Source organism: Pseudomonas pseudonitroreducens (assembly GCF_021603645.1).
Lineage (GTDB): Bacteria > Pseudomonadota > Gammaproteobacteria > Pseudomonadales > Pseudomonadaceae > Pseudomonas > Pseudomonas pseudonitroreducens.
This window is the reverse complement of sequence record NZ_BQHJ01000002.1, coordinates 284,312-310,966: the sequence shown is the minus strand read 5'-3', so window position 1 is coordinate 310,966 and position 26,655 is coordinate 284,312. Positions and strand designations below refer to the sequence as shown.

At 64.6% G+C, this 26,655-nt stretch carries 24 protein-coding genes and 2 tRNA genes; 21 read left to right on the top strand and 5 right to left on the bottom strand.

Going from position 1 to position 26,655, the window contains the following annotated elements:
• The first annotated feature begins 73 nt into the window (after positions 1 to 73).
• The 6 genes from hflK (at position 74) to L6D89_RS32935 (ending at position 7,057) form a co-directional block, all read left to right on the top strand.
• Positions 74 to 1,246, top strand: coding sequence for an FtsH protease activity modulator HflK (hflK, locus tag L6D89_RS05620; RefSeq protein ID WP_236199028.1), 1,173 nt, complete (start codon positions 74 to 76; stop codon positions 1,244 to 1,246).
• On the top strand, positions 1,246 to 2,115 hold the full coding sequence (gene hflC / locus L6D89_RS05615) for a protease modulator HflC (RefSeq protein ID WP_045216231.1): 870 nt from the start codon (positions 1,246 to 1,248) through the stop codon (positions 2,113 to 2,115). The genes hflK and hflC overlap by 1 nt, the downstream gene beginning before the upstream one ends.
• Positions 2,116 to 2,222: 107 nt before the next feature.
• Positions 2,223 to 2,408: a DUF2065 domain-containing protein gene (locus L6D89_RS05610; protein WP_236199027.1), complete on the top strand. Its 186-nt coding sequence runs from the start codon at positions 2,223 to 2,225 to the stop codon at positions 2,406 to 2,408.
• 31 nt (positions 2,409 to 2,439) lie between these two features.
• Positions 2,440 to 3,618, top strand: coding sequence for an ATP phosphoribosyltransferase regulatory subunit (locus L6D89_RS05605; protein WP_236199026.1), 1,179 nt, complete (start codon positions 2,440 to 2,442; stop codon positions 3,616 to 3,618).
• A 63-nt stretch (positions 3,619 to 3,681) separates the two neighbouring features.
• A complete protein-coding gene (locus L6D89_RS05600; RefSeq protein WP_236171299.1) occupies positions 3,682 to 4,977 on the top strand; it encodes an adenylosuccinate synthase in 1,296 nt (431 codons plus the stop codon).
• 145 nt (positions 4,978 to 5,122) lie between these two features.
• Positions 5,123 to 7,057 carry a methyl-accepting chemotaxis protein gene (locus L6D89_RS32935; RefSeq protein WP_236199025.1) on the top strand — a complete coding sequence of 645 codons (1,935 nt, stop codon included), beginning with the start codon at positions 5,123 to 5,125 and terminating at the stop codon, positions 7,055 to 7,057.
• Here L6D89_RS32935 and L6D89_RS05590 read toward each other — a convergent pair.
• The 3 genes from L6D89_RS05590 to L6D89_RS05580 all read right to left on the bottom strand — a co-directional run bounded on the left by L6D89_RS05590 (position 7,047) and on the right by L6D89_RS05580 (position 7,561).
• Positions 7,047 to 7,271, bottom strand: coding sequence for a hypothetical protein (locus tag L6D89_RS05590; RefSeq protein ID WP_236199024.1), 225 nt, complete (start codon positions 7,269 to 7,271; stop codon positions 7,047 to 7,049). The two genes, L6D89_RS32935 and L6D89_RS05590, sit on opposite strands and share 11 nt — an antisense overlap.
• Positions 7,242 to 7,328, bottom strand: a tRNA-Leu gene (locus tag L6D89_RS05585). The genes L6D89_RS05590 and L6D89_RS05585 overlap by 30 nt, the downstream gene beginning before the upstream one ends.
• Positions 7,329 to 7,474: 146 nt before the next feature.
• Positions 7,475 to 7,561 (bottom strand) — tRNA-Leu (locus L6D89_RS05580).
• Positions 7,562 to 7,766: 205 nt separating this feature from the next.
• Between L6D89_RS05580 and rnr the strand changes: the two genes are divergently transcribed.
• From rnr to alr, 8 genes are all read left to right on the top strand, one after another.
• Complete coding sequence (gene rnr / locus L6D89_RS05575; protein ID WP_236199023.1) at positions 7,767 to 10,496, top strand: ribonuclease R; 2,730 nt, start codon at positions 7,767 to 7,769, stop codon at positions 10,494 to 10,496.
• Entirely contained in the window at positions 10,493 to 11,245 is a 753-nt protein-coding gene (gene rlmB / locus L6D89_RS05570; RefSeq protein WP_205337752.1) for a 23S rRNA (guanosine(2251)-2'-O)-methyltransferase RlmB, read from the top strand. Before rnr ends, rlmB begins: the two co-directional genes overlap by 4 nt.
• Positions 11,246 to 11,515: 270 nt before the next feature.
• Complete coding sequence (gene rpsF / locus L6D89_RS05565; RefSeq protein WP_015479136.1) at positions 11,516 to 11,932, top strand: 30S ribosomal protein S6; 417 nt, start codon at positions 11,516 to 11,518, stop codon at positions 11,930 to 11,932.
• 29 nt (positions 11,933 to 11,961) lie between these two features.
• Complete coding sequence (gene rpsR, locus L6D89_RS05560; RefSeq protein ID WP_003095634.1) at positions 11,962 to 12,192, top strand: 30S ribosomal protein S18; 231 nt, start codon at positions 11,962 to 11,964, stop codon at positions 12,190 to 12,192.
• Between the two features lie 34 nt (positions 12,193 to 12,226).
• Entirely contained in the window at positions 12,227 to 13,096 is an 870-nt protein-coding gene (locus L6D89_RS05555; protein WP_236171303.1) for a hypothetical protein, read from the top strand.
• 21 nt (positions 13,097 to 13,117) lie between these two features.
• Entirely contained in the window at positions 13,118 to 13,564 is a 447-nt protein-coding gene (gene rplI / locus L6D89_RS05550; protein WP_015479134.1) for a 50S ribosomal protein L9, read from the top strand.
• Positions 13,565 to 13,691: 127 nt separating this feature from the next.
• Positions 13,692 to 15,086: a replicative DNA helicase gene (gene dnaB, locus L6D89_RS05545; RefSeq protein ID WP_038803348.1), complete on the top strand. Its 1,395-nt coding sequence runs from the start codon at positions 13,692 to 13,694 to the stop codon at positions 15,084 to 15,086.
• A 68-nt stretch (positions 15,087 to 15,154) separates the two neighbouring features.
• The gene (alr, locus tag L6D89_RS05540) at positions 15,155 to 16,231 is read left to right on the top strand and encodes an alanine racemase (protein WP_236199022.1); all 1,077 of its coding nucleotides are present in this window, start codon (positions 15,155 to 15,157) and stop codon (positions 16,229 to 16,231) included.
• Here the strand turns inward: alr and L6D89_RS05535 are convergent, their stop codons facing one another.
• A complete protein-coding gene (locus L6D89_RS05535; RefSeq protein ID WP_236199021.1) occupies positions 16,232 to 18,109 on the bottom strand; it encodes a GGDEF domain-containing protein in 1,878 nt (625 codons plus the stop codon).
• Positions 18,110 to 18,307: 198 nt separating this feature from the next.
• On the opposite strand from L6D89_RS05535, the gene L6D89_RS05530 reads away from it, so the two are divergent.
• Entirely contained in the window at positions 18,308 to 20,557 is a 2,250-nt protein-coding gene (locus L6D89_RS05530; RefSeq protein ID WP_236199020.1) for a YgiQ family radical SAM protein, read from the top strand.
• Positions 20,558 to 20,591: 34 nt separating this feature from the next.
• Here the strand turns inward: L6D89_RS05530 and L6D89_RS05525 are convergent, their stop codons facing one another.
• Positions 20,592 to 21,002 (bottom strand): bacteriohemerythrin, encoded by a 411-nt coding sequence (locus L6D89_RS05525; protein ID WP_236171307.1) that lies wholly within the window; start codon positions 21,000 to 21,002, stop codon positions 20,592 to 20,594.
• Positions 21,003 to 21,179: 177 nt separating this feature from the next.
• On the opposite strand from L6D89_RS05525, the gene L6D89_RS05520 reads away from it, so the two are divergent.
• The 6 genes from L6D89_RS05520 to L6D89_RS05495 all read left to right on the top strand — a co-directional run bounded on the left by L6D89_RS05520 (position 21,180) and on the right by L6D89_RS05495 (position 26,642).
• Complete coding sequence (locus tag L6D89_RS05520; protein ID WP_236199019.1) at positions 21,180 to 22,427, top strand: parallel beta-helix domain-containing protein; 1,248 nt, start codon at positions 21,180 to 21,182, stop codon at positions 22,425 to 22,427.
• Positions 22,424 to 23,548 (top strand): SO2930 family diheme c-type cytochrome, encoded by a 1,125-nt coding sequence (locus L6D89_RS05515; protein WP_373873553.1) that lies wholly within the window; start codon positions 22,424 to 22,426, stop codon positions 23,546 to 23,548. The genes L6D89_RS05520 and L6D89_RS05515 overlap by 4 nt, the downstream gene beginning before the upstream one ends.
• Before the next feature lie 110 nt (positions 23,549 to 23,658).
• Positions 23,659 to 24,510: a mechanosensitive ion channel family protein gene (locus L6D89_RS05510; protein ID WP_236171309.1), complete on the top strand. Its 852-nt coding sequence runs from the start codon at positions 23,659 to 23,661 to the stop codon at positions 24,508 to 24,510.
• 248 nt (positions 24,511 to 24,758) lie between these two features.
• Positions 24,759 to 25,232, top strand: coding sequence for a type IV pilus modification protein PilV (gene pilV / locus L6D89_RS05505; protein ID WP_236199018.1), 474 nt, complete (start codon positions 24,759 to 24,761; stop codon positions 25,230 to 25,232).
• On the top strand, positions 25,183 to 26,172 hold the full coding sequence (locus tag L6D89_RS05500) for a PilW family protein (RefSeq protein ID WP_236199017.1): 990 nt from the start codon (positions 25,183 to 25,185) through the stop codon (positions 26,170 to 26,172). Before pilV ends, L6D89_RS05500 begins: the two co-directional genes overlap by 50 nt.
• Entirely contained in the window at positions 26,169 to 26,642 is a 474-nt protein-coding gene (locus tag L6D89_RS05495) for a PilX N-terminal domain-containing pilus assembly protein (RefSeq protein ID WP_236199016.1), read from the top strand. The genes L6D89_RS05500 and L6D89_RS05495 overlap by 4 nt, the downstream gene beginning before the upstream one ends.
• Positions 26,643 to 26,655 lie beyond the last annotated feature (13 nt).

Below are 26,655 nucleotides of genomic sequence, written 5' to 3'. Positions count from 1 at the left end.
AGGGTAATGGGCATTCGGTAGCATAGGTGGGCGCGCCGTAGGCGCGTTTTCGCGTTATCAGATGGAGAGCGCTATGGCTTGGAATGAGCCGGGTGACAACTCGAACAAGAACGACCAGGACCCCTGGGGTGGACGCCGTGGTGGTGGTCGCCAGGGTCCTCCTGATCTGGATGAGGCCTTCCGCAAGCTGCAAGACAGCCTGAACGGAATTTTTGGCAAACCCAAGCGCGGCAGTGGTTCGGGCGGTGGCGGCGGTGGTCGGGGCGGTAGCCTCGGTCTGTTCGGTATCGGCCTGGCGATTCTCGCCGTGCTGTGGCTGTACAACGCCATCTACGTGGTGGATGAGCAGGAGCAGGCGGTGATCCTGCGCTTCGGTCAGTACCACGAGACCGTGGGCCCCGGCCTGAACATCTACTTCCCGCCGATCGACAAGAAGTTCCAGGAGAACGTCACCCGCGAGCGTGCCTACAGCAAGCAGGGTCAGATGCTCACCGAGGACGAGAACATCGTCGAGGTTCCGCTGACCGTGCAGTACAAGGTCAGCAACCTGAAGGACTTCGTGCTCAACGTCGACCAGCCGGAAGTGAGCCTGCAGCACGCCACCGAAAGCGCCCTGCGCCACGTGGCTGGCTCGACCACCATGGACAAGATCCTCACCGAGGGCCGCGAACAGATGGCCACCGAGGTGCGTGATCGTCTGCAGCGTTTCCTCGATACCTACAAGACCGGTATCACGGTGACTCAGGTGAACATCCAGAGCGCCGCCGCGCCGCGTGAAGTACAGGAAGCGTTCGATGACGTGATCCGTGCCCGCGAGGACGAGCAACGCGAGAAGAACCAGGCCGAAGCCTACGCCAACGGCGTGGTGCCCGAAGCCCGTGGTCAGGCCCAGCGCATCATCGAGGAAGCCAATGGCTACCGCGATGAAGTGGTCTCCCGCGCCCAGGGTGAGGCTGATCGCTTCACCAAGCTGGCCGGTGAGTATCACAAGGCTCCGGAAGTCACTCGTCAGCGTCTGTATCTGGACACCATGCAGGATGTCCTGAGTCAGACCAGCAAGGTGCTGGTCACCGGCAAGCAAGGTCAGAACAACCTGATCTACCTGCCGCTGGACAAGATGATGGATGGCCGTGGTTCGGCAGCTCCGAGCAGCGCGCCCAGCGCGAGCAGCAGCACGCCGGATATCGGTTCGCGGGTCGCCAGCGACCTGCAGCAGCGTGACACGCGTACCCGGGAGAGCCGCTGATGAGTAACAAGTCCCTGATCGCCCTCATCGCGGGTGTGGTGGTTGCTGTTGCCGTCTGGAGCAGCGTCTACGTGGTGCAACAGACCGAGCGCGCGGTGATGCTGCGCTTCGGTCGCGTGGTCGAGCCGGATGTGAAGCCGGGTCTGCACTTCAAGATTCCGTACGTCAACACGGTGCGCAAGTTCGACGGCCGCCTGCTGACCCTGGATTCGCCGACCCAGCGCTTCCTGACGCTGGAGAAGAAAGCGGTGATGGTCGACGCCTACGCCAAGTGGCGCGTCTCCGATGCCGAGCGCTTCTACACGGCGACCTCGGGTATGAAGCAGATCGCCGACGAGCGCCTGTCCCGCCGTCTGGAAGCCGGTTTGCGTGACCAGTTCGGCAAGCGCACCCTGCACGAAGTGGTGTCGGGTGAGCGTGATGCGCTGATGGGCGATATCACCGCTTCGCTGAACCGCATGGCGCAGAAGGAGTTGGGTATCGAAGTGGTCGACGTTCGCGTCAAGGCCATCGACCTGCCCAAGGAAGTGAACCGCAGCGTGTTCGAGCGCATGAGCACCGAGCGTGAGCGGGAAGCCCGTGAGCATCGCGCCAAGGGTCGCGAACTGGCTGAAGGTATCCGCGCGGATGCCGACCGTCAGCGTCGTGTGCTGCTGGCCGAGGCCTATCGCGAATCGGAAGAAACCCGTGGTGACGGTGATGCCAAGGCGTCGGCGATCTACGCCAAGGCCTACGCTGCCGATCCGGAGTTCTATGCCTTCACCCGCAGCCTCAAGGCTTATCGCGAGAGTTTTGCGGACAAGAAGGACGTGCTGGTGCTCGATCCGAGCAACGAGTTCTTCCGCTATCTGGAAAAAGCTAAACCCTGAGTCAAACTCTCCGGCGGGCGGCAGCGCCCGTCGGAGAAATCGTGTTATCATGGGTCAGCCGGGAAATCCCGGCTTTTTTGCGTCCGCGAGAATGATGTACGAGAACCATGTGGCAGGAATTCGGCAAGGCGTTCTGTCTGTTGCTGGTGCTGGAAGGCATCCTTCCATTCCTGGCTCCGCGTGGTTGGCGCGACGCCGTGAGCGGGCTCGGGCGCCTTGGCGACCGCGGTCTGAGACTCATCGGGCTGGGCAGCATGCTGCTCGGCACCGTCCTTCTTTACTGCATTCATTGAAGTGCCGCCCGGCTGAAAGGGGAGAGGCGAGATGGCAACGGTAGACCGCTGGCTGCTGCCAGATGGGATCGAAGAAGTGCTGCCACCGGAGGCGGCGCGCGTTGAAGCAGCCCGCCGTCAGGTGCTGGACCTGTTCCAGCGCTGGGGTTACGAGTTCGTCGTCACCCCGCATATCGAATACCTGGAATCCCTGTTGACCGGTGCCGGCCAGGATCTGGACCTGCGTACCTTCAAGGTCACCGATCCGGCTTCCGGCCGCCTGATGGGCTTCCGCGCGGACATCACCCCGCAAGTGGCGCGCATGGACGCCCACAGCCTGCGTCGCGAAGGCCCGAATCGCCTGTGCTACGCCGGCAGCGTGCTGCATGCCCGCCCGCGTGCGCTGGCCACTTCGCGCAGCCCGATCCAGCTGGGCGCCGAGCTTTACGGCAATACCGGCTCGGCAGGTGACGTCGAAGTCATCAGTCTGCTGCTGGACATGCTCGAGATGGCCCAGGTGCCGGATGTGCACATGGACCTCGGTCATGTTGGCATCTACCGTGGCCTGGCCCAGGCTGCCGGTCTTTCCGGTGAGGTCGAGCAACTGCTGTTCGACGCCCTGCAGCGCAAGGCCGTGGACGAAGTCGCGGCGCTGACCGAAGGTCTGCCCACCGAGCTCGCCGGCATGCTCCGCGCGCTCGCCGAGCTGTGTGGTGGCCGCGAAGTGCTGGACCAGGCGCGTGAAGTGCTCGCTGGCGCCCCTGCTCCGGTGCAGGCCGCGCTGGCCGACATCACCGCCATCGCCGACTCGCTGGCCGCGCGCTTCCCGCAGCTGCCGCTGTATTTCGACCTCGGCGAGCTGCGTGGCTATCACTATCACACGGGCGTGGTGTTCGCTGCGTTCGTGCCTGGGGTTGGCGAGTCCATCGCCCAGGGTGGTCGTTACGACGACATCGGCGCCGACTTCGGTCGTGCGCGTCCGGCTACCGGTTTCTCTACCGACCTCAAGACCCTGGTCACTCTCGGCCGCGCTCAGCTTGACGAGCCGCGCAGTGGAGTCTGGGCGCCGGCCGATGGCGCCGGATTGTGGCAGGCGGTGCAGCAGTTGCGCCGTCAGGGTATGCGCGTGGTACAGGCGCTGCCCGGGCAGGATGCGGCTTCGGCTACCGAAGCGGGCTGCGACCAGCAACTGCTGGCTCGCGATGGCAATTGGCAGGTGATCGCGCTCTGAAGCGCGTCACTTCGAGTTTCCGCCGGCCGCGGCCGGCACCGAACATCCAAGGGGACAAGAGTTATGGGTAAGAATGTCGTAGTCCTGGGCACCCAGTGGGGTGATGAGGGCAAAGGCAAGATCGTCGACCTGCTGACCGACCAGGCTGCTGCCGTGGTGCGTTACCAGGGCGGCCACAACGCCGGTCATACCCTGGTGGTCGCTGGCGAGAAGACCGTACTGCACTTGATTCCGTCGGGCATCCTGCGCGAAGGCGTGCAGTGCCTGATCGGCAACGGCGTGGTGCTGGCCCCCGACGCGCTGATGCGCGAGATCGCCAAGCTGGAAGAGAAGGGCGTACCGGTGCGCGAGCGCCTGCGCATCAGCCCGTCCTGCCCGCTGATCCTGTCCTTCCACGTAGCCCTGGACCAGGCTCGCGAGAAGGCCCGTGGCGACGCGAAGATTGGTACCACCGGTCGCGGCATCGGCCCGGCTTACGAAGACAAAGTGGCCCGTCGCGGCCTGCGCGTGGGCGACCTGTTCCACCGCGAGCGCTTCGCCGCCAAGCTGGGCGAGCTGCTGGACTACCACAACTTCGTCCTGCAGAACTATTACAAGGAACCGGCCGTCGACTTCCAGAAGACTCTGGACGAGTGCATGGCCTACGCCGAAGAGCTGCGTCCGCTGATGACCGACGTGACCTCGACCCTGCACGACCTGCGCCGCGCCAACGAGAACATCATGTTCGAAGGCGCCCAGGGCTCGCTGCTGGATATCGACCACGGTACCTACCCGTTCGTCACCAGCTCCAACACCACCGCAGGCGGTACTGCCACCGGTTCGGGCTTCGGTCCGCTGTACCTGGACTACATCCTGGGTATCACCAAGGCCTACACCACTCGCGTGGGTTCCGGCCCGTTCCCGACCGAGCTGTTCGATGACGTCGGTGCGCGCCTGGCCAAGGTCGGTCACGAATTCGGCGCCACCACTGGCCGTGCCCGTCGTTGCGGCTGGTTCGATGCGGTCATCCTGCGTCGCGCCATCGAGATCAACAGCCTGTCCGGCCTGTGCCTGACCAAGCTGGACGTTCTCGACGGCCTGGAAACCGTGCGTATCTGCACCGGCTACCAGAACGCCGCCGGCGAGCTGCTGACCGATGCGCCGACCGACGCCGACAGCTACATCGGCCTGCAGCCGATCTACGAAGACCTGCCGGGCTGGAGCGAGTCCACCGTCGGCGTGCAGAGCCTGGAAGGTCTGCCGGCCAATGCGCGTGCTTACATCAAGCGCATCGAGGAGCTGGTTGGTGCGCCCATCGACATCATCTCCACCGGCCCGGACCGTGCCGAGACCATCGTTCTGCGCCATCCGTTCGGCTGATTCAGAGCCGTACACTGCAACGGGCCGCTCATGCGGCCCGTTGTCGTTTCCGGGGTTCTATCCTGCGCGGCGGCACGCGCTTTGCTGGTGAAACGCATTGGCGCCTTTCGCGCCAGACATCCGTTGCATCCGGAGGAAGCCAGCCGTGTCCGCCGTCCTGTCTCTGTTGCGCAGCCGCTTGCTGCGCCCCGCTTTCATCGCCTTGGGTGCCGCGCTGCTGGTGCAGTTGGCAATTGCTCTCTGGCTTACCCGCAGTACCGTCGAGGGGCTGGTCAGCGACCTGGGAACACACCTGGGTAACGAATCGCAACGCCTGGCCGGTGAACTGGAACAAGCTGGCCGCGAGGTGACTTCCGGCTTGAATGAGCTTTCAGCGCGTACCCGCGAGCGCCTGGGTTCGGCACTCTCTGCGCGCCTGGAGGAAGAGCAGGGCGAGCTGCGTCAGGGGCTGGAGCAGAGCCTGCGCCAGTCCGCCACTGAGTTGGCGCAATTGCTCGCCGCCGTGGCGCCCAAGGCCATGTGGGATAACGACGTGCCGGTGCTCTCCGACTACGCTCGGCGCGCGCAGGCCAACCCCAATGTGCTTTTCGTCGTGTATGACGATCCCCAGGGGCAGCACTTGACCCGTTATCTCAATCGCGAGGATGCGCGGGTCAAGGCGCTTCTGGAGAAAGGCAAGGGCGAGCGCGCGCTGGACAAGGTGCTTGAGGCGGCGAGCCACGACGATTCAGTATTCCTTGTCGAGGCGCCGATCAGCCCTAACGGTGTGGTCATCGGTACCGTGCGCCTGGGTGTCTCCACCGATGCCATCGAGAAGCAGATTGCGGCGCTGGACCAGCGCTTCTCCGCGCTGGTCGCCAGTGGCGACCAGTTGGTGGGCGATAGTCTCGCTGGTGCCGCCGCCGACAGCACCAAGGCGCTCACGGCGCGCCTGCAATCGGCGAAGCAGGCGGCGGACGGCATGAGCCGCGGTGCAAGGGCCTCCATCGAAGAAGCGGCCGGTACCCTGCGTTGGCGGATCGGCATGGGCCTGGTGCTGGTTGGTCTTGGTGTGTTGCTTTGCCTGGCAATCGTGCTCGGCCGCCGCGTGGTGAATCGCCTGCGCCTGCTGATTGACGCGTTGGATGATCTGGCGGCGGGAGAGGGCGATCTGACCCGTCGTGTACGCCTGGACAGCCGCGATGAGCTGGGTGAAATGGCGAGGGCGGTGAATCGCTTCGTCGACAAGCTTCAACCCATCGTGCGCGAGGCCGGGCAGGTGGCGCAGCAGACCGGCAGCGAGATTGCCGCGCTCGCCAGTCGCAGCGCCAGTGCCGAGGCGGCGGCGGATCGACAGCGCAATGAAGTGGCTGGCAGCCTGGAGGCGCTTTCCGGGATGGCGGCGGAAGCGGAAGTGGAGAGTCGCTCCATGCAGGCGGCCCTGGCGCGGGTCGGCGAGATCCGCAGGGCGGCGCAGGACAATGCAGCCATTGCGCACAAGGTGGGTGGCCTGATCGAAACCCTGGAGTCGCGTGTGCAGAGCGGTGCCGGCGTGATCGAGCGCCTGGCGCGGCAGAGCGAACAGATCGAAGTGGTGCTCTCGGTGATCCACGGTATCGCCGAGCAGACCAACCTGCTGGCACTGAACGCGGCCATCGAAGCGGCGCGTGCGGGTGAAAGTGGGCGCGGTTTCGCCGTGGTGGCGGACGAGGTGCGAGCGCTGGCGAGCAAGACGCAGCAGTCCACCGGCGATATCCAGTCGCATATCGATGCGTTGCAGCAGGGGGCGCGGGAGGCGGTCTCGGCTATCGGGCAGGCTCGTGAGCAGGCCGTCCAGGGGTTGGTCGCGTTGCAGGATAGCGAGCGGCTGCAACGGGAAGTGCAGAGTGCGGTGGAGGAAGTGCACGGTGCCATCGAAGCGGCGACTCATTCGGCGCAGCAGCAGGCGGCTGGCGCTGCGGCGGTGCGCGGACGGGTCGAGGTGATCCATGCTGAAGCAAGTCGAGCCGCGGAAGCGGTGAGTGCGACGGCCAGCAGTGGGCGAGTGCTCGATGGGTTGGCCGGTCAGTTGCGTGCCAGCCTGGGGCAGTTCAAGGCTTGAAGGTGCGCACGGTTCTGGCTTTTTCGCAGGAGCGGATTTTGTCCGCGATGTGCGGCAGGCCGGCTCCGGGCTGCCAGTAATCTATCGCGGACGGAGCCCGCTCCTGCGCCAGGTTTGAATTCTTGGCGAGGCGTAATGCCGAAAACAAAAAAGCCGAGCTATGCTCGGCTTTTTCGTTTGAAGATGGTGCCCAGGAGAAGACTCGAACTTCCACGGTGTTGCCACCGCTAGGACCTGAACCTAGTGCGTCTACCAATTCCGCCACCTGGGCATGCTTTTCAGCATGGGGTGCGATGATCGCTCATCGTCTTGCGGTGATGCAACCCTTGGTTGCATCGGACGGTCTATTGTTCGGTTATCAGGGTTCCGAACCCGCCTGATAAAGCCTGTCAGCGACTGACTTTATCCTTGAATAAGTGGTGCCCAGGAGAAGACTCGAACTTCCACGGTGTTGCCACCGCTAGGACCTGAACCTAGTGCGTCTACCAATTCCGCCACCTGGGCACTGGAGTCGATGATTACTCATCGTTTCCGTGTTACAACGTCTGTCTGACGCTGTGGGCGCGAACTATACGGAGAGCGTTTTCGCTTGTAAACCCCTGATGCGATAAAAAATTTATTCTCGCCCGAAGCTGACCGACGAGCGGATTTCGCGCTTCAATAAGCAGATGGCGAACCATACCCCTATATATAAGGTGACCGCACTTTAATGGCCGATTGGCAAAACCTCGATCCCGAGGCCGCCCGCGAGGCGGAAAAATACGACAACCCCATTCCCAGCCGCGAACTCATTCTGGCGCATCTCGCCGAACGTGGCGCGCCCGCGACGCGGGCCCAATTGCTCGATGAGCTCGGCCTCTCCGGCGAAGAGCAGGAAGAAGCACTACGCCGCCGACTGCGCGCCATGGAGCGCGACGGCCAGCTTATCTATACCCGCCGTGGCGCCTACGCGCCGGTGGACAAGCTCGACCTGATCCTCGGCCGCATCGCCGGCCACCGCGATGGCTTCGGCTTCCTGATTCCCGATGACGGCAGCGACGACCTGTTCCTCAGCCCGACGCAGATGCGCCTGGTGTTCGACGGTGACCGCGCCCTGGCGCGTGTGTCCGGTTTTGACCGCCGTGGTCGCCGTGAAGGCGCGATCGTGGAGGTGGTCGAGCGTGCCCACGAAACCATCGTTGGTCGCTACTTCGATGAGAGCGGAATCGGTACGGTCGTGGCAGACAACCCGAAGATCCAGCAGGAAGTCCTGATCCCGCCGGGCAAGGCCGGCAAGGCCAAGCACAACCAGTTCGTCCAGGTGCGTATCGATGTCTGGCCGAGCGTGCATCGCCAGGCCCAGGGTGAAGTGGTGGAAGTGCTGGGTGACTACATGGCGCCGGGCATGGAAATCGAAGTCGCCCTGCGCAGCTACGATATTCCGCATACCTGGCCCGAGGCCGTGGAGAAGGAAGCCGCCAAGCTCAAGCCCGAGGTTCTGGAGAAGGACAAGGAGAAGCGTGTCGACCTGCGCGCCCTGCCTTTCGTCACCATCGACGGCGAGGACGCCCGTGACTTCGATGACGCGGTCTACGCCGAGAAGCGCAAAGGCGGCGGCTGGAAGCTGTTCGTCGCCATCGCCGACGTCTCTCATTATGTGAAGGTCGGCTCGGCCCTGGATGAAGAAGCGGCCAAGCGCGGCAACTCGGTGTACTTCCCCGAGCGCGTGATCCCGATGCTGCCGGAGATTCTTTCCAACGGCCTGTGCTCCCTGAATCCGCTGGTCGACCGTCTGGCCATGGTCTGCGAGATGAATCTCTCCAAGGCCGGCAAGATGACCGACTACCAGTTCTATGAGGCGGTCATCCATTCCCATGCGCGTCTGACCTACACCAAGGTCAGCCAGTACCTGGAAACCCCGGATAGTCCTGAAGGCCAGCGCCTGAAGGAACAACTGCCGGCGGTGGTGCCGCACCTCAATACGCTTTATGACCTGTACAAGGTCCTCGTCGGTGCGCGCCACGTGCGTGGGGCAATCGATTTCGAGACCCAGGAAACCCGCATCGTCTTCGGCGCGGACCGCAAGATCTCGGAAATCCGCCCGACCCAGCGCAACGATGCGCACAAGCTGATCGAGGAGTGCATGCTGGCGGCCAACGTGGCCACCGCCAAGTTCCTCGAAAAGCACGCCATCCCCGCGCTGTATCGCGTCCACGACGGCCCGCCGCAAGAGAAGCTGAACAACCTGCGGCAGTTCCTCGGCGAGCTGGGGCTGACGCTGTATCGCGGCAAGGGTGATCCGACTCCAGCGGACTACCAGAAGCTGCTGGAGTCCATCCAGGGCCGCCCGGACCTGCAACTGATCCAGACCGTGATGCTGCGCTCCCTGAGCCAGGCGGTGTACAGCCCCGAGAATGCCGGCCACTTCGGCCTGAACTACGAGGCCTACACCCACTTTACCTCGCCGATCCGTCGCTACCCGGACCTGCTGACCCACCGCGCCATCCGTGGCCTGATTCGCTCCAAGGCGGCATCGGAGCACGTGCAGCGCGCCGGCGCCGCGAGCATGCCCAAGGCACGCATCTATCCGTACGACGAAGCGCGCCTGGCCCAGTTGGGCGAGCAGTGCTCGATGACCGAGCGCCGCGCCGACGAGGCGACCCGCGATGTCACCAACTGGCTGAAGTGTGAGTTCATGCGTGAGCGCGTGGGCGAAACCTTCCCCGGCGTGATCACCGCAGTGACCGGTTTCGGCATTTTCGTCGAGCTGAGCGACATCTACGTGGAAGGTCTGGTGCACGTCACCGCGCTGCCGGGCGACTACTACCACTTCGACGCCGTGCATCACCGCCTCGCCGGTGAGCGCACCGGCCGCAGCTTCCGCCTCGGCGACAGCGTGGAAGTCGTGGTGGCGCGTGTTGACCTGGACGAGCGCAAGATCGATTTCGAGCTCTCCGACAATGTGCTGAGCGCGCCGATCGGCCGCAAGAAGCGTGGCGACAAGGCCGAGCCGGTTGCCAAGGGCAAAGTCGCCAAGGGCAAGGCGCCCAAGGGCGGAGCGGCAAAAGATAAGCCGGTCAGGGCTCCTCGTGCGGTCGCGGACGATCCCTACCTTGCTCCGGACGTTGCCGTGCAGCCGCGCAAGCGCAAGGTGGGTGTGGTCCAGGCGCTACCTTCGGTGGCCCCGGAAATGCTCGCCAAGGCCGAGGAAATGCTCGGCAATACCGATGTGCGCAAGAGTCGCGAAGTGAAGAAGGCGCTGCTCGAAGAGGCCAAGGTCGGCGGTAACAAGCCGGCGACCGGCAAGGGCAAGTCCGCGTCCGCCGCTGGCAAGCCGCGCAATCCTTCGAAGCAGAAGGCCCGGTCCGGCAAGTCAACCAAGCACCGCAAGGGGGCGTCGCAGCCTAAGGCGGGTGCATCGACCGGCGCTCCGGCAGGCAAAGGTAAGGCGAAGAAATGAGTCAGTGGGAAAAGGTCTACGGGGTCCATGCCGTAGAAGCGTTGCTGCGCCATCACCCGAAGCGGGTCAAGCAGTTGTGGCTGGCCGAAGGCCGCCATGATCCGCGCGTCCAGGCGTTGGTCGAGCTGGCCGGCCAGGTGCGTGTGCCGGTGGGCACGCGTGACCGCAAGGAGCTGGACGAGTGGGCTGAGGGGGTGCACCAGGGCGTGGTGGCCGAGGTCAGCCCGAGCCAGGTATGGGGCGAGAACATGCTGGAGGAGCTGCTGGAGCGCTCCACCGGCCCGGCGCTGTTGCTGGCGCTGGATGGCGTGACCGATCCGCACAACCTTGGTGCCTGCCTGCGTACCGCCGATGCGGCGGGGGCGCTGGCGGTCATCGTGCCGAAGGACAAGTCTGCCACCCTCAACGCTACCGTGCGCAAGGTCGCCTGCGGCGCCGCTGAGGTGATCCCGCTGGTGGCGGTGACCAACCTTGCGCGTACGCTGGAGAAGCTCCAGCAGCGCGGCCTGTGGATCGTCGGTACTGCCGGCGAGGCAACCCAGATGCTCTACGAGCTCGACCTCACCGGGCCCACCGTGCTGGTGATGGGGGCAGAGGGCAAGGGCATGCGCCGCCTGACCCGCGAGCACTGCGACTATCTCGCCAAGCTGCCGATGCAGGGCAGCGTCAGCAGCCTGAACGTCTCGGTGGCCACCGGCGTCTGCCTGTTCGAGATCGTCCGCCAGCGCCAGCTCAAGGCCGGCGCCTAGCCTTTCTGTAGGAGCGAGGGGGACGCCTGGTTCTTGCTCGCGAACGGCGCTGGCTCCGTGCTTGCCCGGTTCGCGAGCAAGCTCGCTCCTACGAAAAGCCCGTTGTACAAATAATCGTCAATTTCCTTGCGCCACCTTCCCCCCTTCTCTAGAATGTCGGCCCTTGTCGTCCGGGCAGGCGTTCGCGCGTGCTTCCGAGCGGCAAGGAAAAAATCATTCACTCCTTGTCTGACCGCTTTGTCGGCAGGCTGCAATCCGTAAGGAGCATTTATGCGTCATTACGAAATCGTGTTCCTGGTTCACCCGGACCAGAGCGAACAAGTCGGTGGCATGGTCGAGCGTTACACCAAGGCCATCGAAGAAGACGGCGGCAAAGTCCACCGTCTGGAAGACTGGGGCCGTCGTCAGCTGGCTTACGCCATCAACAACGTGCACAAGGCTCACTACGTTCTGATGAACGTCGAGTGCACCGCCAAGGCCCTGGCAGAAATGGAAGACAACTTCCGTTACAACGACGCCGTGATCCGTAACATGGTCATCCGTCGCGACGAAGCCGTTACCGGCCAGTCCGAAATGCTGAAGGCCGAAGAGAGCCGCAACGAGCGCCGTGAGCGCCGTGAGCGTCCCGAATCGAACGAGGGCGAGTCCGCTGACGGCGAAGATAGCCGCGACAGCGCTGACGAGTAATCCCGGACCAGTATTGAGGAGCCACACACATGGCACGTTTCTTCCGTCGTCGTAAGTTCTGCCGTTTCACCGCTGAAGGCGTGAAAGAGATCGATTACAAAGATCTGAACACCCTGAAGGCCTACGTTTCCGAAACCGGCAAGATCGTTCCGAGCCGTATCACCGGCACCAAAGCCAAGTACCAGCGTCAGCTGGCGACCGCTATCAAGCGCGCCCGTTACCTGGCCCTGCTTCCCTACACCGACAGCCACGGCCGTTGATCGGGCAGTCGACTGGAATTGATGGATAGATCGCATGCGCGCATTGGCTGAATTCGTCATGCGAGGCCGCATGCAGGCGACCCTGGTGGTCGTCGCAGCCGCGGTACTGCAGCCGTTGTTCTGGCTCGGTGCCGCAGCAGGCAGTCTGGTGCTGTTGCGCCGTGGTCCGCGTGATGCCTTTGGCATCCTGGCCTGGGCGCTGCTTCCGGCGCTGGCCTGGTGGTACCTGGGTGACCCCAGCGTAAGTCTGGTTCTGGTGGGTAGTGCCGTGCTGGCGCAGGTTCTGCGCAGCAAGGTGTCCTGGAACCAGGTGATGCTGGCGAGCGTTGTGCTCGGTGCGGTGTTCGTGCTGCTGCTCAGCACGGTGTCGGCCGGGTTGGTCGCGGGTCTTGCCGATGCATTCGGCAAGGCACTGCCGCAGGTTCTGGCCGAAGCCAAGCTTTCGCCGGAACAGATGGCCGCCCTGCAGGCGGAGATGGTTCCGACCATCACCGGCCTGATGGCAGCTTCACTGCAGACGATCAGCCTGTTGTGCCTGATGCTGGCGCGTTACTGGCAAGCAGTACTGTTCAACCCGGAAGGGTTTGGCCGCGAGTTCCGCGCACTGCGCCTGTCGCCGAGCACGGCTGTAGCGCTGCTGGTCGGCGTTGTGGCACTGCCCTTCGCAGGGCCCGCGGCCACCATGCTGGCGCCGTTGTGCATGATCCCGTTGCTGTTCGCCGGGATCGCACTGGGGCACGGCCTGGCCGCGCTGAAGAAGCTTCCGGGCTTCTGGCTGGCACCGCTGTACCTGTTGGTATTCGTACTGGGCAATGTGATCTGTCTTGTCGCCGTAGTCGACAGTCTGTTTGATTTTCGCGGTCGTCTGGCGAAGCGCCAGAAAGCTGCGAACGGTGAAGGTTAAAAGTTAAGAGGTAAGACTCAAATGGAAGTCATCCTGCTGGAAAAGATCGCCAAACTGGGCAACCTGGGCGACAAGCTGAACGTAAAGGGCGGTTACGCTCGTAACTACCTGCTGCCGCAGGGCAAAGCCACCGCTGCCACCGCTGCCAACGTCGCTGCTTTCGAAGAGCGCCGCGCAGAGCTGGAAAAAGCCGCTGCTGAGAAAAAAGCCGCTGCTGAAGCTCGTGCTGCCCAACTGGCCGAACTGATCGTGACCATCGGCGCCCACGCTGGCGACGAAGGCAAACTGTTCGGTTCGATCGGCACCCGCGACATCGCCGACGCCGTTTCGGCTGCTGGCTACCCGCTGGAAAAGAGCGAAGTTCGCCTGCCCGACGGCGCCCTGCGCGCTGTAGGCGAATACAACATCGAAGTGCAACTGCACATGGATGTTGATGCAACCCTGCACGTGGTTGTAGTCGCCGAGTAAGCGATCCGTCGCTAGGACGCTTCCCACGGCTTGCCTGTGTGAAGCTGTCCGCTAACAATGGGCACGGTTCCGATCTTCGGTCCGTGCCCTTTGTTTTTTCCGCCGTTTCATTCAACACGAAGAGCCCATGAACGACATCACCGTCCCCGAGCAATACGACCTGCAGACCGCTTCCCTCAAGGTGCCGCCGCACTCGATCGAAGCCGAACAGGCGGTGCTGGGTGGTCTGATGCTCGACAACAACGCCTGGGAGCGCGTCTCCGACGCCGTGTCCGACGGTGACTTCTACCGCCATGACCATCGCCTGATCTTCCGCGCCGTCTACAAGCTCGCCGAAGCCAACCAGCCGATCGACGTGGTGACCCTCTCCGAGCAGCTCGAACGCGAAGGGCAACTGCCCCAGGTGGGCGGCCTTGCCTACCTCGCCGAGCTGGCGAAGAACACGCCTTCGGTGGCGAACATCAAGGCTTACGCGGGCATCATCCGCGAGCGCGCCACCTTGCGGCAGTTGATCGGCATCAGCAGCGATATCGCCGACAGCGCCTTCAACCCCGAAGGGCGCAGCGCCAACGAAGTGCTCGACGAAGCCGAGCGCAAGATCTTCGAGATCGCCGAAGCGCGGCCGAAGACCGGAGGCCCGGTGGGCATCGGTGACATCCTGGTCAAGACCATCGACCGCATCGATCACCTGTTCAACACCTCGGATGCGCTGACCGGTATCACCACCGGCTTCACCGACCTCGACGAGAAGACCAGCGGCCTGCAGCCGTCCGACCTGATCATCGTCGCCGGCCGCCCGTCGATGGGCAAGACCACCTTCGCCATGAACCTGGTGGAGAACGCCCTGATGCGCAGCGACAAGGCGATCCTGGTGTACTCGCTGGAGATGCCTTCCGACTCCATCGTGATGCGTATGCTCGCCTCGCTCGGGCGCATCGACCAGACCAAGGTGCGTACCGGCAAGCTGGACGACGAGGATTGGCCGCGCCTGACTTCGGCAGTGAACCTGCTCAGCGACCGCAAGCTGTTCATCGACGACACCGCGGGCATCTCGCCCTCGGAAATGCGCGCGCGGACCCGCCGTCTGGCGCGCGAACACGGCGAGATCGGCATGATCATGGTGGACTACCTGCAGCTCATGCAGATCCCCGGTTCCGCCGGCGACAACCGTACCAACGAGATTTCCGAGATTTCCCGCTCGCTCAAGGCGCTGGCGAAGGAATTCAACTGCCCGGTGGTGGCACTCTCCCAGCTCAACCGCTCGCTGGAGCAGCGCCCCAACAAGCGTCCGGTGAACTCCGACCTGCGGGAATCCGGAGCGATCGAGCAGGACGCCGACGTGATCATGTTCGTTTACCGCGACGAGGTGTATCACCCGGAAACCGAGTTCAAGGGCGTCGCCGAGATCATCCTCGGCAAACAGCGTAACGGCCCCATCGGCACGGTGCGGGTGGCCTTCCTCGGCCGCTACAGCCGCTTCGAGAACCTCGCGCCCGGCATGTACAACTTCGAAGACGAGTAACGATGCCGCATTCCGCGTGATCGACGGGCGCCTTAAGATAGGCGCCCGTTTTCATTGCAGAGGCTGCCATGCGCCCGCTCGTCGCCCACGTCGATCTAGCCGCCATTCGCCACAACTACGCCGTCGCCAAGCGCTGTGCACCCGGGCGCGAAGCCTTTGCGGTGGTCAAGGCGAACGCTTACGGGCATGGTGCGCGGGAGGTGGTGAGCTGCCTGCACGACGAGGCTGACGGCTTCGCGGTGGCCTGCCTGGAGGAAGCCGCCGAGGTACGTGCCCTGCACGCCGGCGCCCGCATTCTGCTGCTGGAAGGCTGCTTCGAGCCCGCGGAGTACCTGATCGCCGCCCAGTTGCGCCTGGACGTGGCCGTGCAGGGCGTCGAGCAGGCCCAGGCTTTGCTCGCCGCTCAACTGCCCAGTGCGCTGAATGTGTGGATGAAGCTGGATAGCGGCATGCACCGCCTGGGCTTTTCGCCTGCGGCGCTGCGCGACTGGCACCCCCGCTTGCGCCAGGCGCCGCAGGTGGCCGAGCTGAACCTGATGAGCCACTTCGCCAATGCTGACCTGCGTGGCGACGAGCTGAGCGAAGACCAGGTGGCCTGCTTCCTCAGTGTGCTGGACCTGGATTTCGACCTGCGCTCGCTGGCCAACTCCGCCGCCGTGCTGACCATTCCCGCCGCGCACATGGACTGGGTTCGTCCCGGCATCATGCTTTACGGCGCCACGCCGTTCGCCGACATCGGCGCGGCCGAACTGGGCCTGCGCCCGGCCATGAGCCTGGAGGCGCAGCTGATCGCCGTGCGCGAGGTGGCGGTGGGGCAGAGTGTCGGTTACGGAGCCACCTGGGTGGCTGAGCGGCCGTCGCGTATCGGCACCGTGAGCTGTGGCTACGCCGACGGCTATCCACGTCACGCGCCGAGCGGCACGCCGGTGCTGGTGGCTGGCCAGCGCGCGCCGCTGGCCGGGCGCGTCTCCATGGACATGCTGGCGGTGGACCTGACCGACCTGCCCGGCGCCGCCGTCGGCGATCGCGTCGAGTTGTGGGGCGCCAACCTGCCAGTCGACGAGGTGGCGACCCATGCCGGGACCATCGGCTACGAGCTGCTGACCAAGGTCACTGCCCGCGTGCCGCGCCGCTACCGCAGCTGATCAGCTGCGGTCTTCGCTTTCCAGCCATTCGTTTTCCAGCCAGAGCTCGCTGGTTTCGCCGCCGACCTCGTTAGCCATGGCGTAGGCCGCCCGACCGTTGCCCTTCACCTCGTAAAGCGCCTGGTCAGCGGCCTTGTAGAGCTTGCTGAACTGCATGGCGTGGCTGGGATAGATGGCCACGCCGATGCTCGGCGTGACGCGCAGCTCCAGGCTGTCGAACTTCACCGGGCGCGACAGCTCGTTGAGGATGCGGCAGGCGATTTCCTTGGCGTGACCTTCGGCGTCGGGGCCGGCGATCAGTGCTGCGAACTCATCGCCACCCAGGCGTGCCACGCAGTCGCTGCCGCGCACACACTGGCGCAGGCGGTTGCCGACGTTCTGCAGCATGAAGTCGCCCGCGTCATGGCCGTGGCTGTCGTTGATCGGCTTGAAGTGATCGAGGTCGACCAGCATCAGTGCCAGGGTCTCGCCGTTCTGCTGGGCGTTGGCCAGGGCGTGCTCGGCGTGCTCCACCAGGTAGCGACGATTCGGCAAGCCGGTCAGCGGGTCGTAGTGGGCAGCGTGCTGCAGTTGTACTTCGCGCTCGCGCAGCAGCTGGTTGCTCTGGGTCAGTTCGGCGGTACGCTCGGCCACGGCCTTCGCCAGGTCGTGCTGGGCGCTCTGCATCAGGGTCAGGCGTGCGCTCTTCTCCCGGTCGGCCTGTTCCAGTGCCTGGGCGCGCTCGCGCTTGAGCCCCTGGATGCGCGAGGTGAGGGCAAAGGAGAACAGCACCGACTCCATGGCCACGGCGATGGGGAAGATGTACGAGGTCAGCGGCGATGGCTGGACTACGCCGGTGGCGCGCATGACCGAGATGCTCACGCTGGTCAGCACCAGGCCGAAGCCGAGCAGGTAGAGGAAGGCCGGGAACGAGCCCTGGCGCCAGCGCACCAGGGCGCCACCCAGCGCCGCCGGCACGCCAATCAGGGTGATCACTACCAGCATCCAGCCGGCGACGCCGCGCAATTGCAGGGCGCCGAGGACGATGGTCAGCACGTAGAGCGCGCAGTTCAGGTTCAGCAGCCAGTGCGACCAGCGCACATGGCGGCGGGTCTGCAGCAGGGTGATGGTGAAGCGGTGCACGCACAGCCCCCAGAGCGAGGGCAGGGTGATGCGGTCCAGCCACCAGGGTACCGGGTGGTCCGGCCAGAAGTACTCGAAGCCATGGCCGCTCATGCCCAGGCTGAACAGCAGCGCGGCGGCGGTGGTCAATACGTACCAGAAGTACGCCGGGTCGCGCAGGGTCAGCAGGATGAACAGGTTGTACAGCAGCAGGGCGGCGATCAGGCCGTAGATGAAGCCGAGGAACAGGCCGGTATCGGCGCGGTGGTCCTGCAGGTCGTCCAGCGACCAGATGCGTAGCGGGAAGGAGTTGCCGGCCGGATCGTAGACGCGGGCATACAGGCGTACCGGGCCGGTGCCCTCGGGCAGGTGGAAGACCGGTCGGCGGTAGTCGCGGTCGCGGCCCTCGGCGAAGGGCACGGCCTCACCAGAGAGCACCTGGCGATAATTCCCCTGGGCGTCCGGCAGATAGAGACGCAGGTCCTTCAGGTTGACCGCGTCCACCTCCAGCCACCAGCCGCCCAGCGGGCTGGTGCGGCGCTCGAGGTCCAGGCGCAGCCACCAGCCGTCGGGGCTCTGGCCGACGCTGGTACGGCCGTTGGCCGGCACGAAGTCGTGGCTGGCCTGCACGGCTGCCAGCGACAGCGGGCCGTCACGTTCCTGCAGCAGTTCGAGGTGATCGTTGAGCCAGGCGCCGCTGGCCTTGTCGTCCAGTTCGAAGGCTAGCGCCGTGTGGCAGAACAGCAGAGTAAGCAACAGCACGATGGCACGACGCACGACAGGCACTCCCTGGCCTGGGCGCGATGGCCAGGCGTACTGCGGATAGTGGCTGAAGTATAGCCATATGATGGCATTGGCAATCTACCGTACGCCGGTTAAATCTGAGCTCGGTAGTCGGATTTGTACACTTTTTGTGCTATATTCCGCGCCCGCGTTTTTCCGCGAATCCTACTAGAGATACCCCCGGTGCCCGTGATGCAAGCCGCCAAGCCGCTGTTCGACTATCCCAAGTTCTGGGCCGAGTGTTTCGGTCCGGCGCCGTTCCTGCCCATGAGCAAGGAAGAGATGGACCAGCTGGGTTGGGATTCCTGCGACATCATCATCGTCACCGGGGATGCCTACGTCGACCATCCGTCGTTCGGCATGGCCATCATCGGCCGCCTGCTGGAGGCCCAGGGCTTCCGCGTGGGAATCATTGCCCAGCCGGATTGGCGTTCGAAGGACGACTTCATGAAGCTCGGCCAGCCGAACCTGTTCTTCGGCGTGGCAGCGGGCAACATGGACTCGATGATCAACCGCTATACCGCGGACAAGAAGGTCCGCAGCGATGACGCCTACACCCCGGGCGGCCTCGCCGGCAAGCGCCCGGACCGTGCCAGCCTGGTCTACAGCCAGCGCTGCAAGGAAGCCTACAGCGACACCCCGGTGGTGCTCGGCGGCATCGAGGCCTCGCTGCGCCGCATCGCCCACTACGACTACTGGCAGGACAAGGTACGCCGCTCCATCCTGATGGACGCCACCGCCGATATCCTGCTGTACGGCAACGCCGAGCGCGCCGTGGTGGAGATTGCCCAGCGCCTGGCCGCCGGCGAGCTGGTCGAGCAGATCACCGACGTGCGCGGCACCGCCTTCGTGCGTCGCGACACCCCGGAAGGCTGGTTCGAGGTGGACTCCACCCGCATCGATCGCCCGGGCAAGGTCGACAAGATCATCAACCCGTATGTGAACACCCAGGACACCGCCGCCTGCGCCATCGAGCAGGAAAAGGGCGAACAGGAAGACCCGAACGAAGCCAAGGTCGTGCAACTGCTGGCACACCCGCGCCTGGAGCGCGAGCGCACGGTGATCCGCCTGCCGTCGTTCGAGAAGGTGCGCAGCGACGCCGTGCTGTATGCCCACGCCAACCGCGTGCTGCACCTGGAAACCAACCCCGGCAACGCCCGTGCCCTGGTGCAGAAGCACGGTGAAGTGGACGTGTGGTTCAACCCGCCGCCCATTCCGATGAGCACCGAGGAAATGGACTACGTGTTCGGCATGCCCTATGCGCGCGTGCCGCACCCGCTGTACGGCAAGGAAAAGATTCCGGCCTACGAGATGATTCGCTTCTCGGTGAACATCATGCGTGGCTGCTTCGGTGGCTGCACCTTCTGCTCGATCACCGAGCACGAGGGGCGAATCATCCAGAACCGTTCCCACGAGTCGATCCTCGCCGAGATCGAGGAAATGAAGAAGGTGCCGGGCTTCACCGGTGTCGTCTCCGACCTGGGCGGGCCGACCGCGAACATGTACCGCATCGCCTGCAAGGACCCGGAGATCGAGCGCCACTGCCGCAAGCCGTCGTGCGTCTGGCCGGGCATCTGCGAGAACCTCAACACCGACCACTCCTCGCTCATCGAGCTGTACCGCAAGGCCCGTGCCCTGCCGGGCGTGAAGAAGATCCTGATCGCCTCGGGCCTGCGCTACGACCTCGCCGTGGAATCGCCCGAGTACGTCAAGGAGCTGGTGACGCACCACGTCGGCGGTTACCTGAAGATCGCCCCGGAGCACACCGAGGAAGGCCCGCTGTCGAAGATGATGAAGCCGGGCATCGGTACCTACGACGCCTTCAAGCGCATGTTCGAGAAGTTCTCCAAGGAGGCGGGCAAGGAGCAGTACCTGATCCCGTACTTCATTGCCGCGCATCCGGGCACCACCGACGAGGACATGATGAACCTCGCCCTGTGGCTCAAGCGCAACGGCTTCCGCGCGGACCAGGTGCAGGCGTTCTATCCCTCGCCAATGGCCAGCGCGACCGCCATGTACCACTCGGGCAAGAACCCGCTGCGCAAGGTCACCTACAAGAGCGACGGCGTGACCATCGTCAAGAGCGACCAGCAGCGTCGCCTGCACAAGGCCTTCCTGCGTTACCACGACCCGAAGGGCTGGCCGATGCTGCGCGAGGCACTGGAGCGCATGGGTCGTGCCGACCTGATCGGCAACGGCAAGCATCACCTGATCCCGACCTACCAGCCGCAGACCGACGAGTACCAGAGTGCGCGCCGCAAGAACTCCACCCCGGCCGGCAGCAAGAAGACCGGCAAGCCGCTGCTGACCCAGCACACCGGCCTGCCGCCGCGCGCCAGCAACGGCTCCAAGCCGTGGAACAAGGCGGAGGAAGGCAAGGCCAGCAGCTATGCCAAGGGCAAGAAGCGCACCACCAAGCGGCAGCCGAACATCCCGCGCTGATCGGCCCGACTGCGTGATCGAGAAGGCGTGACTGTCAGGCAGTCACGCCTTTTTGCTGGAAGAAACTCACGTAGGCCTTGTCCACCTTCAGAATGTGGTGGATCAGCCAGGCCTTGAGCAGCTCCAGGGCTTCGACCGAGACGACCTCGCCATCCTCGTGGCGGTACAGCAGGTCGATGATCTGCCGGTTGAAGCGGTCGTGCTCGGCGCGGTGCGCCTCTTCCTCGGGGTAACCCAGGCGCTGGAACAGTACTTCCTCGACGATGAAGTGATTCATCGTGTACTCCACCAGTTGCTCCAGCAGTTCGCCGATGGGCTGGCCCTCGCCATCCTGGCCGTTGAGGCTGTCGTACAGCGCGTTGGTGAGGTCGACCAGCCAGCGGTGCTGTTCATCGATCCGCTCGATTCCGATCACGAACTCGTCGTTCCAGGGCATGAAGCTCATCCGTGCACTCCTTGGGTTGGAAGCGCAGATCATCCCGATCCGCCACTGTGAAACAGTGACGTCAATCAATCAAAGTGCGATGCGTCTGAAGGGCTGGCGCGGCGCGGGATGTAGGAGTATTCTCGGGCTTAATTGGTACGATAGTTCCATATCATAAGAACAAGACCGGAGCCCGCCATGCGTCTCGCTACCCTCTCGCTTCTCGCATTCTCCGTTGCCCTGGCCGCCTGCGGCGAAGGCGACAAGCCTACCGCAGCTGTCAGCAGCGACTTCCAGAAGGACCTGCAGGCGCGCCTGATCAAGGCCAAGGCCGGCGATGTCATCGACATTCCTGCCGGCACCTACCACCTGGACCGCAGCCTGAGCCTGAAGGTCGACGGCGTGACCATCCGTGGCGCCGGGATGGACAAGACCATCCTCAACTTCAAGAACCAGAAGGCCGGTGCCGAAGGCCTGTTCGTCGATGCCTCCGACTTCACCATCGAGAGCCTGGCCATCGAGGACACCAAGGGCGATGGCCTGAAGGTCATCGGCGGCAAGAACATCGTCATCCGCAATGTCCGCACCGAGTGGACCAACGGCGCCTCCACCGAGAATGGCGGCTATGGCATCTACCCGGTGCAGACCGAGAACACCCTGCTCGAAGGCAACGTCGCCATCGGCGCCTCCGACTCGGGTATCTACGTGGGCCAGTCGCGCAACGTCGTGGTGCGCAACAACCGCGCCGAGCGCAACGTCGCCGGCATCGAGATCGAAAACACCATCGGCGCCGACGTCTACAACAACGTCGCCACCGACAACACCGGCGGCATCCTCGTCTTCAACATGCCCAACCTGCCGCAGCCGGGGCGCGGCACCCGCGTCTTCGACAACGACGTGCAGGGCAACAACCACGACAACTTCGGCCACAAGGGCACTCCGGTGGCCAGCGTGCCGGCGGGCTCGGGCGTGGTGGTGAACTCCAACGACGACGTGGAAATCTTCAACAACAGGATCGGCAACCACAAGACCGCCAACGTCATCGTTAGCAGCTACTTCAGCACCGGCTATTCGGACAAGGCCACCCAACCCAACTTCGACCCGTATCCCGAAGGCATCTTCATCCACGGCAACACCTTCGGCCCCGGCGGCGACAGCCCCGACCACCTGGAGCTGAAGGCGCTGAAAGTCGCCAAGTTCGGCCTCAGCGGGCGCCTGCCGGACATCCTCTGGGATGGCTACTTCAACGAGAAGAAACTGGTCGACGGCAAGCTGCCCGAAGCCCTGGCCATCTGCATCGACAACGGCAACGCCGGCATCGTCAACGTCGATGGCCCCAACGGCTACAAGAACATCAGCACCGACATGAGCTCGCACCAGTGCAAGCTCAAGCCGCTGCCGAAGATCGAACAGGCCGGGCTGGGTGAGAAGGGCAACAAGGCATGATGAAACCCGCTTCGTTCCTGTTGTCGCTCGCCCTGGCCGCTACGCTGGCCGGGTGCGGGCAGGAGAGCAAGCCGCGTTATCAGCCCGAAGGCGACGACTACCCGGAGAAGCTCAGTGGCTGGGGCATGCTGCACCTGGCGGACGGCCACCTGACGCCGGCCGCCGAGGTACTGCCGTATGACCTCAACACCCCGCTGTTCACCGATTACGCGCACAAGCTGCGTACCGTGTGGATGCCCGAAGGGCAGTCGGCGCAGTACGCCGAGGAGCGTTTCGACTACCCCGTCGGCACCGTGCTGACCAAGACCTTCTATTACCCCAGGGACGCCCAGGGCAACCTGCTGCAGAACAGCCAGGACGACCGCGACCCCAAGGCCGGGCTCGACATGGCCAGGGTGCACCTGGTGGAAACCCGCGTGCTGGTTCGCCAGAAGGATGGCTGGGCGGCGCTGCCCTACGTGTGGAATGCCGACCAGAGCGAAGCGACCCTGGAGGTTGCCGGCGACAGCCCGGCGCTGGAGCTGACCGCCGAGGACGGCAAGAAGACCGCCTTCACCTACATGGTGCCGGACGCCAACCAGTGCTCGGAGTGTCACGCCGAACAGAAGGGCGGCGGCATAGCGCCGCTGGGGCCCAAGGCACGGCACCTGAACAAGGACTTCGCCTATGCCCAGGGTAGCGAGAACCAGCTGCAGCACTGGCAGGCACGCGGTTTCCTCAAGGGCCTGCCAGCGCTCGCGCAAGTCCCGCAGAACGCCCTGTGGGGCCACCCGCGTCCGGGCGAGGACCTGGAAAAACAGGCACGCAGCTACCTCGACGCCAACTGCTCGCACTGCCACAACCCCAAGGGCGCGGCGCGCACCTCCGGCCTGCACCTCGACCCGCACACACCGGTATCCATCGCCTATGGCCTGTGCAAGCCACCGGTGGCGGCAGGCGGCGGCACCGGGGGGCGGCTGGAGGACATCCACCCCGGCAGTCCGGAGAAATCCGTGCTCAGCTACCGCGTCGGCAGCGACAAGCCAGGCGACATGATGCCCGAGCTGGGCCGCGCCCTGGTTCACCGTGAGGGACTGGAAATACTCAACCGCTGGATCGCCTCGCTACCCGGCGACTGCTAGTGGAACAAGGCCTGGAGCCCGCCAGGGCTCTGGGCTGCGTGCTGCGACGAGCAAACCGCTGGGGTCGTGCTAGCGTTCATCTGGTCCCTTTCTCTCGCAGGTGCGCTTCCATGGACGATACGAACATCATCAATGTGGGTACGGAGAAGATCAACGCACTGTGGGCGACGGTTTCGCAGTACGCGCTCGCTTTCGGTGTGAAGATTCTCGTAGCCATTCTCTTCTGGGTTCTCGGCCGCTGGCTGATCAGCTTCGCCGTCGGCATGGTCGAAAAGGCCCTGGCGCGACAGAGCGTCGACCCCACGGTATTGCGCTATGTCGGCTCGTTCATCACCGTCACCCTGAACATCCTCCTGGTGGTGGGCATCCTCGGCTACTTCGGCGTGCAGACCACCAGCCTCGCGGCGCTGATCGCAGCGATCGGCCTGGCCATCGGCATGGCCTGGTCCGGGCTGCTGGCGAACCTCGCGGCCGGCGGCTTCATCATCGTGCTGCGGCCATTCAAGGTCGGTGATTTCATCTGCGCGGGCGGCGTGACCGGTACCGTCAAGGAAATCGGCCTGTTCGCCACCGCAATCAACACGCCGGACAACGTCCTGACCCTGGTGGGCAACAACAAGATCTTCAGCGACAACATTCAGAACTTCACCCACAACCCCTACCGCCGCGTGGAGCTCAAGGCGCAACTTTCCGGCGCAGCCGACTGGCAGGCCGCCGCCGCCGTGCTCAAGCAGCGCATTGCAGCCATCCCCAACGTGCTCAGCGAGCCGCCGGTGGACGTGGAGATCCTCGAGTTCAACCTGGTCGGCCCGGTGCTCGCCGTACGCCCGTACTGCCACAACGACGCGTACTGGCAGGTCTACTTCGACACCAACCGCACCATCAAGGAAGCCCTGGGCACCGACTTCCCGGCACCGATGCCGGCGCAGACGGTGATCGTCCAGCAGTCGGCGAACAGCTGACGTTTGCCGATCCTGCAAAGGCCACCGTGAGGTGGCCTTTTCTTTTATCGCTGCGAGCGGCTGGCTGAGGACCGATGGCGCGCCGGCCCGGATGAATGGTGCGATTCTTCGGACGCCATCCTAGCTGCGCGCTCAATCCGGGCCGGCTAGCAGATTTTTCTCTTTGATCTCCCAGCCACTGTCTGGCTGACCGCTGCGGACTTTGCCGTGAATCTTGGCGTTCACTTCTCAGCGGCGAGGTGGCGGGTATGTGCGGCGGCAAGCGGAGCAAAGGGTTCACCCTGGTCGAAGTACTGGTCTCGGTACTCATCCTCGGTATTGGCCTGCTGGGGTTGGCGGGGCTGCAGAACATCGGCGCCGCCGCCGGCTACAGCGCGCTGCAACGCTCCCAGGCTTCCTGGCTGGCCAGCGAAATGGCCGATCTGCTGCGCGCCAACCCGGACGCCGCCCGCGCTGGCGCTTATGACGTGAACTTCACCGATGTCGCCGACGGCTGCCCGAAGGCCGGCGGCTCGACGCGTGCGCAACTCGACCTCGGCCAGTGGCAGGCCGCCGTCTGCGAGACGCTCGGTGGAACGGGCAGTGGCGCCATCCAGGTGATCCGCAGCGGTGCTCTCTACAGTACGATCATTGCCGTGCGCTGGAGTGATCGACGCGCACGCGAGCGCCTGGATGCAGCGCAAGCCGCAGTGGAAACCTTCACCTACCGGGCAGGGCTGTGAAGTGCGTCAGCGCGGGCTCTCTCTGGTCGAGCTGCTGGTGGCCATGGCCCTCGGCCTGATCCTGCTGGCGGGCGTCATCCAGGTCGTCGTCGGCAGCAAGCGCAGCTACCAGAGCGGCATGGCCCTGGCCGAGTTGCAGGAAAACGGCCGCTTTGCGCTGGAGGCTGTGGGGCGCGACCTGCGCAATGCCGGGTTCGCGGGCGCCTGCACCGGGGGCCTGGTCAATGCCTCCGGGAGCGATGGCGCCCAGTATGCGGTGGAGCGGTCGCCCATCGAAGGCTACGGAGCTGGCATGGCAGCGCTGGCCTGGGTGCCTTCCGGGCGCTTGTCGAATACGGATGCGCTGTTGTTGCGCTATGCCGCCGACGCCGGCCTCCAGGCACGCTCGATCAGCGGCAACCGGTTGCTCCTGACTTCATCGAGTGCGCTCGCCGGAGCCCTCTATCTGCTCAGCGATCAACAATCCTGCCTGCTCCTGCGCAACGCCGGGAACACGGCGAGCCTGCTCGCGGATCGCTCGCTGGAGCACTTCCTGGTGCCGGCGACACGAGTCTATGCCTACCGCTACGCCATCTACTGGGTCGGCCGCGGCACCGACGGAACGCCGGGACTGTTCGTTACCGAAATCAGTGAATCCACCGAGAAGCAGCAGGCCAGCGAACTGGTCAGCGGGGTTGCCGGAATGAGCCTGCGCTACGGCGTAGCGGGTACCGGCAGCGAAGTCGTGGCGGCCTACAAGGCGGCGCGGGAAATGGCTGCTGGAGACTGGCGCCGGGTGCGCACGGTGCGCGTCAGCCTGCTGCTGCAGAGCCAGACAGTCGAGGCCGACGAGGTGCCAAAAGCGGTGGAGTTCGACGGCCGCAGCCTGGCGCCGAGTGCGGAGCGGCGGCTGCGCCTGGTAATGGGCAGCACCTTTGCACTGCGCAATCCGCCGCCATGAACGCGAACGTGCCGCTGCGCCATCGATCCGAGCGCGGGGCCGTGCTGCTGGTCTCGCTGGTCATGTTGCTGCTGCTCACCCTCATCGGTCTGGCGGGCATGCGCATAGTGCAGCTGGAAGAGCGCATGGCCGGCAACCTGCGTGATCGGCAGGTGGCGTTTCAGGCAGCGGAAGCGGCTTTGCGGGCAGGCGAAGCGGCGGCACGGGATATCTCCCGGCGTGGCCTTGCCGAGGCTTCCGCCTATGACGCCGGGGGGACCGCGAGTAGCTTTGCCGAAGGCGCTGCGCCGCCGGTCTATCGACTGCGCTTCCTGCGCTGGTTGACCAGCGAAGGGCTGGAGGTCGGCAAGGGCAGGGCGGCCCATGGTGTGGCCGTCGAAGTACAGGCCAGTGGCTACGGCGCGCGTCTCCAGCCTTCGGGAGAGCCGGTTTCCAGCGTTCGGCTCGGCAGCATCTATTTCATCCGTTAGCGAGCAGCAAGGA

Coding starts and splice junctions, on each gene's coding strand:
- L6D89_RS05605 (WP_236199026.1), top strand. CDS start 2,440: ATGGCAACGGTAGACCGCTGGCTGCTGCCAGATGGGATCGAAGAAGTG.
- L6D89_RS05610 (WP_236199027.1), top strand. CDS start 2,223: ATGTGGCAGGAATTCGGCAAGGCGTTCTGTCTGTTGCTGGTGCTGGAA.
- rpsR (WP_003095634.1), top strand. CDS start 11,962: ATGGCACGTTTCTTCCGTCGTCGTAAGTTCTGCCGTTTCACCGCTGAA.
- rnr (WP_236199023.1), top strand. CDS start 7,767: ATGGCCGATTGGCAAAACCTCGATCCCGAGGCCGCCCGCGAGGCGGAA.
- L6D89_RS05510 (WP_236171309.1), top strand. CDS start 23,659: ATGGACGATACGAACATCATCAATGTGGGTACGGAGAAGATCAACGCA.
- L6D89_RS05525 (WP_236171307.1), bottom strand. CDS start 21,002: ATGAGCTTCATGCCCTGGAACGACGAGTTCGTGATCGGAATCGAGCGG.
- rpsF (WP_015479136.1), top strand. CDS start 11,516: ATGCGTCATTACGAAATCGTGTTCCTGGTTCACCCGGACCAGAGCGAA.
- rlmB (WP_205337752.1), top strand. CDS start 10,493: ATGAGTCAGTGGGAAAAGGTCTACGGGGTCCATGCCGTAGAAGCGTTG.
- L6D89_RS05500 (WP_236199017.1), top strand. CDS start 25,183: ATGCAGCGCAAGCCGCAGTGGAAACCTTCACCTACCGGGCAGGGCTGT.
- hflC (WP_045216231.1), top strand. CDS start 1,246: ATGAGTAACAAGTCCCTGATCGCCCTCATCGCGGGTGTGGTGGTTGCT.
- L6D89_RS05515 (WP_373873553.1), top strand. CDS start 22,424: ATGATGAAACCCGCTTCGTTCCTGTTGTCGCTCGCCCTGGCCGCTACG.
- dnaB (WP_038803348.1), top strand. CDS start 13,692: ATGAACGACATCACCGTCCCCGAGCAATACGACCTGCAGACCGCTTCC.
- L6D89_RS05520 (WP_236199019.1), top strand. CDS start 21,180: ATGCGTCTCGCTACCCTCTCGCTTCTCGCATTCTCCGTTGCCCTGGCC.
- rplI (WP_015479134.1), top strand. CDS start 13,118: ATGGAAGTCATCCTGCTGGAAAAGATCGCCAAACTGGGCAACCTGGGC.
- L6D89_RS05530 (WP_236199020.1), top strand. CDS start 18,308: ATGCAAGCCGCCAAGCCGCTGTTCGACTATCCCAAGTTCTGGGCCGAG.
- L6D89_RS05600 (WP_236171299.1), top strand. CDS start 3,682: ATGGGTAAGAATGTCGTAGTCCTGGGCACCCAGTGGGGTGATGAGGGC.
- hflK (WP_236199028.1), top strand. CDS start 74: ATGGCTTGGAATGAGCCGGGTGACAACTCGAACAAGAACGACCAGGAC.
- L6D89_RS05495 (WP_236199016.1), top strand. CDS start 26,169: ATGAACGCGAACGTGCCGCTGCGCCATCGATCCGAGCGCGGGGCCGTG.
- pilV (WP_236199018.1), top strand. CDS start 24,759: ATGTGCGGCGGCAAGCGGAGCAAAGGGTTCACCCTGGTCGAAGTACTG.
- alr (WP_236199022.1), top strand. CDS start 15,155: ATGCGCCCGCTCGTCGCCCACGTCGATCTAGCCGCCATTCGCCACAAC.
- L6D89_RS05555 (WP_236171303.1), top strand. CDS start 12,227: ATGCGCGCATTGGCTGAATTCGTCATGCGAGGCCGCATGCAGGCGACC.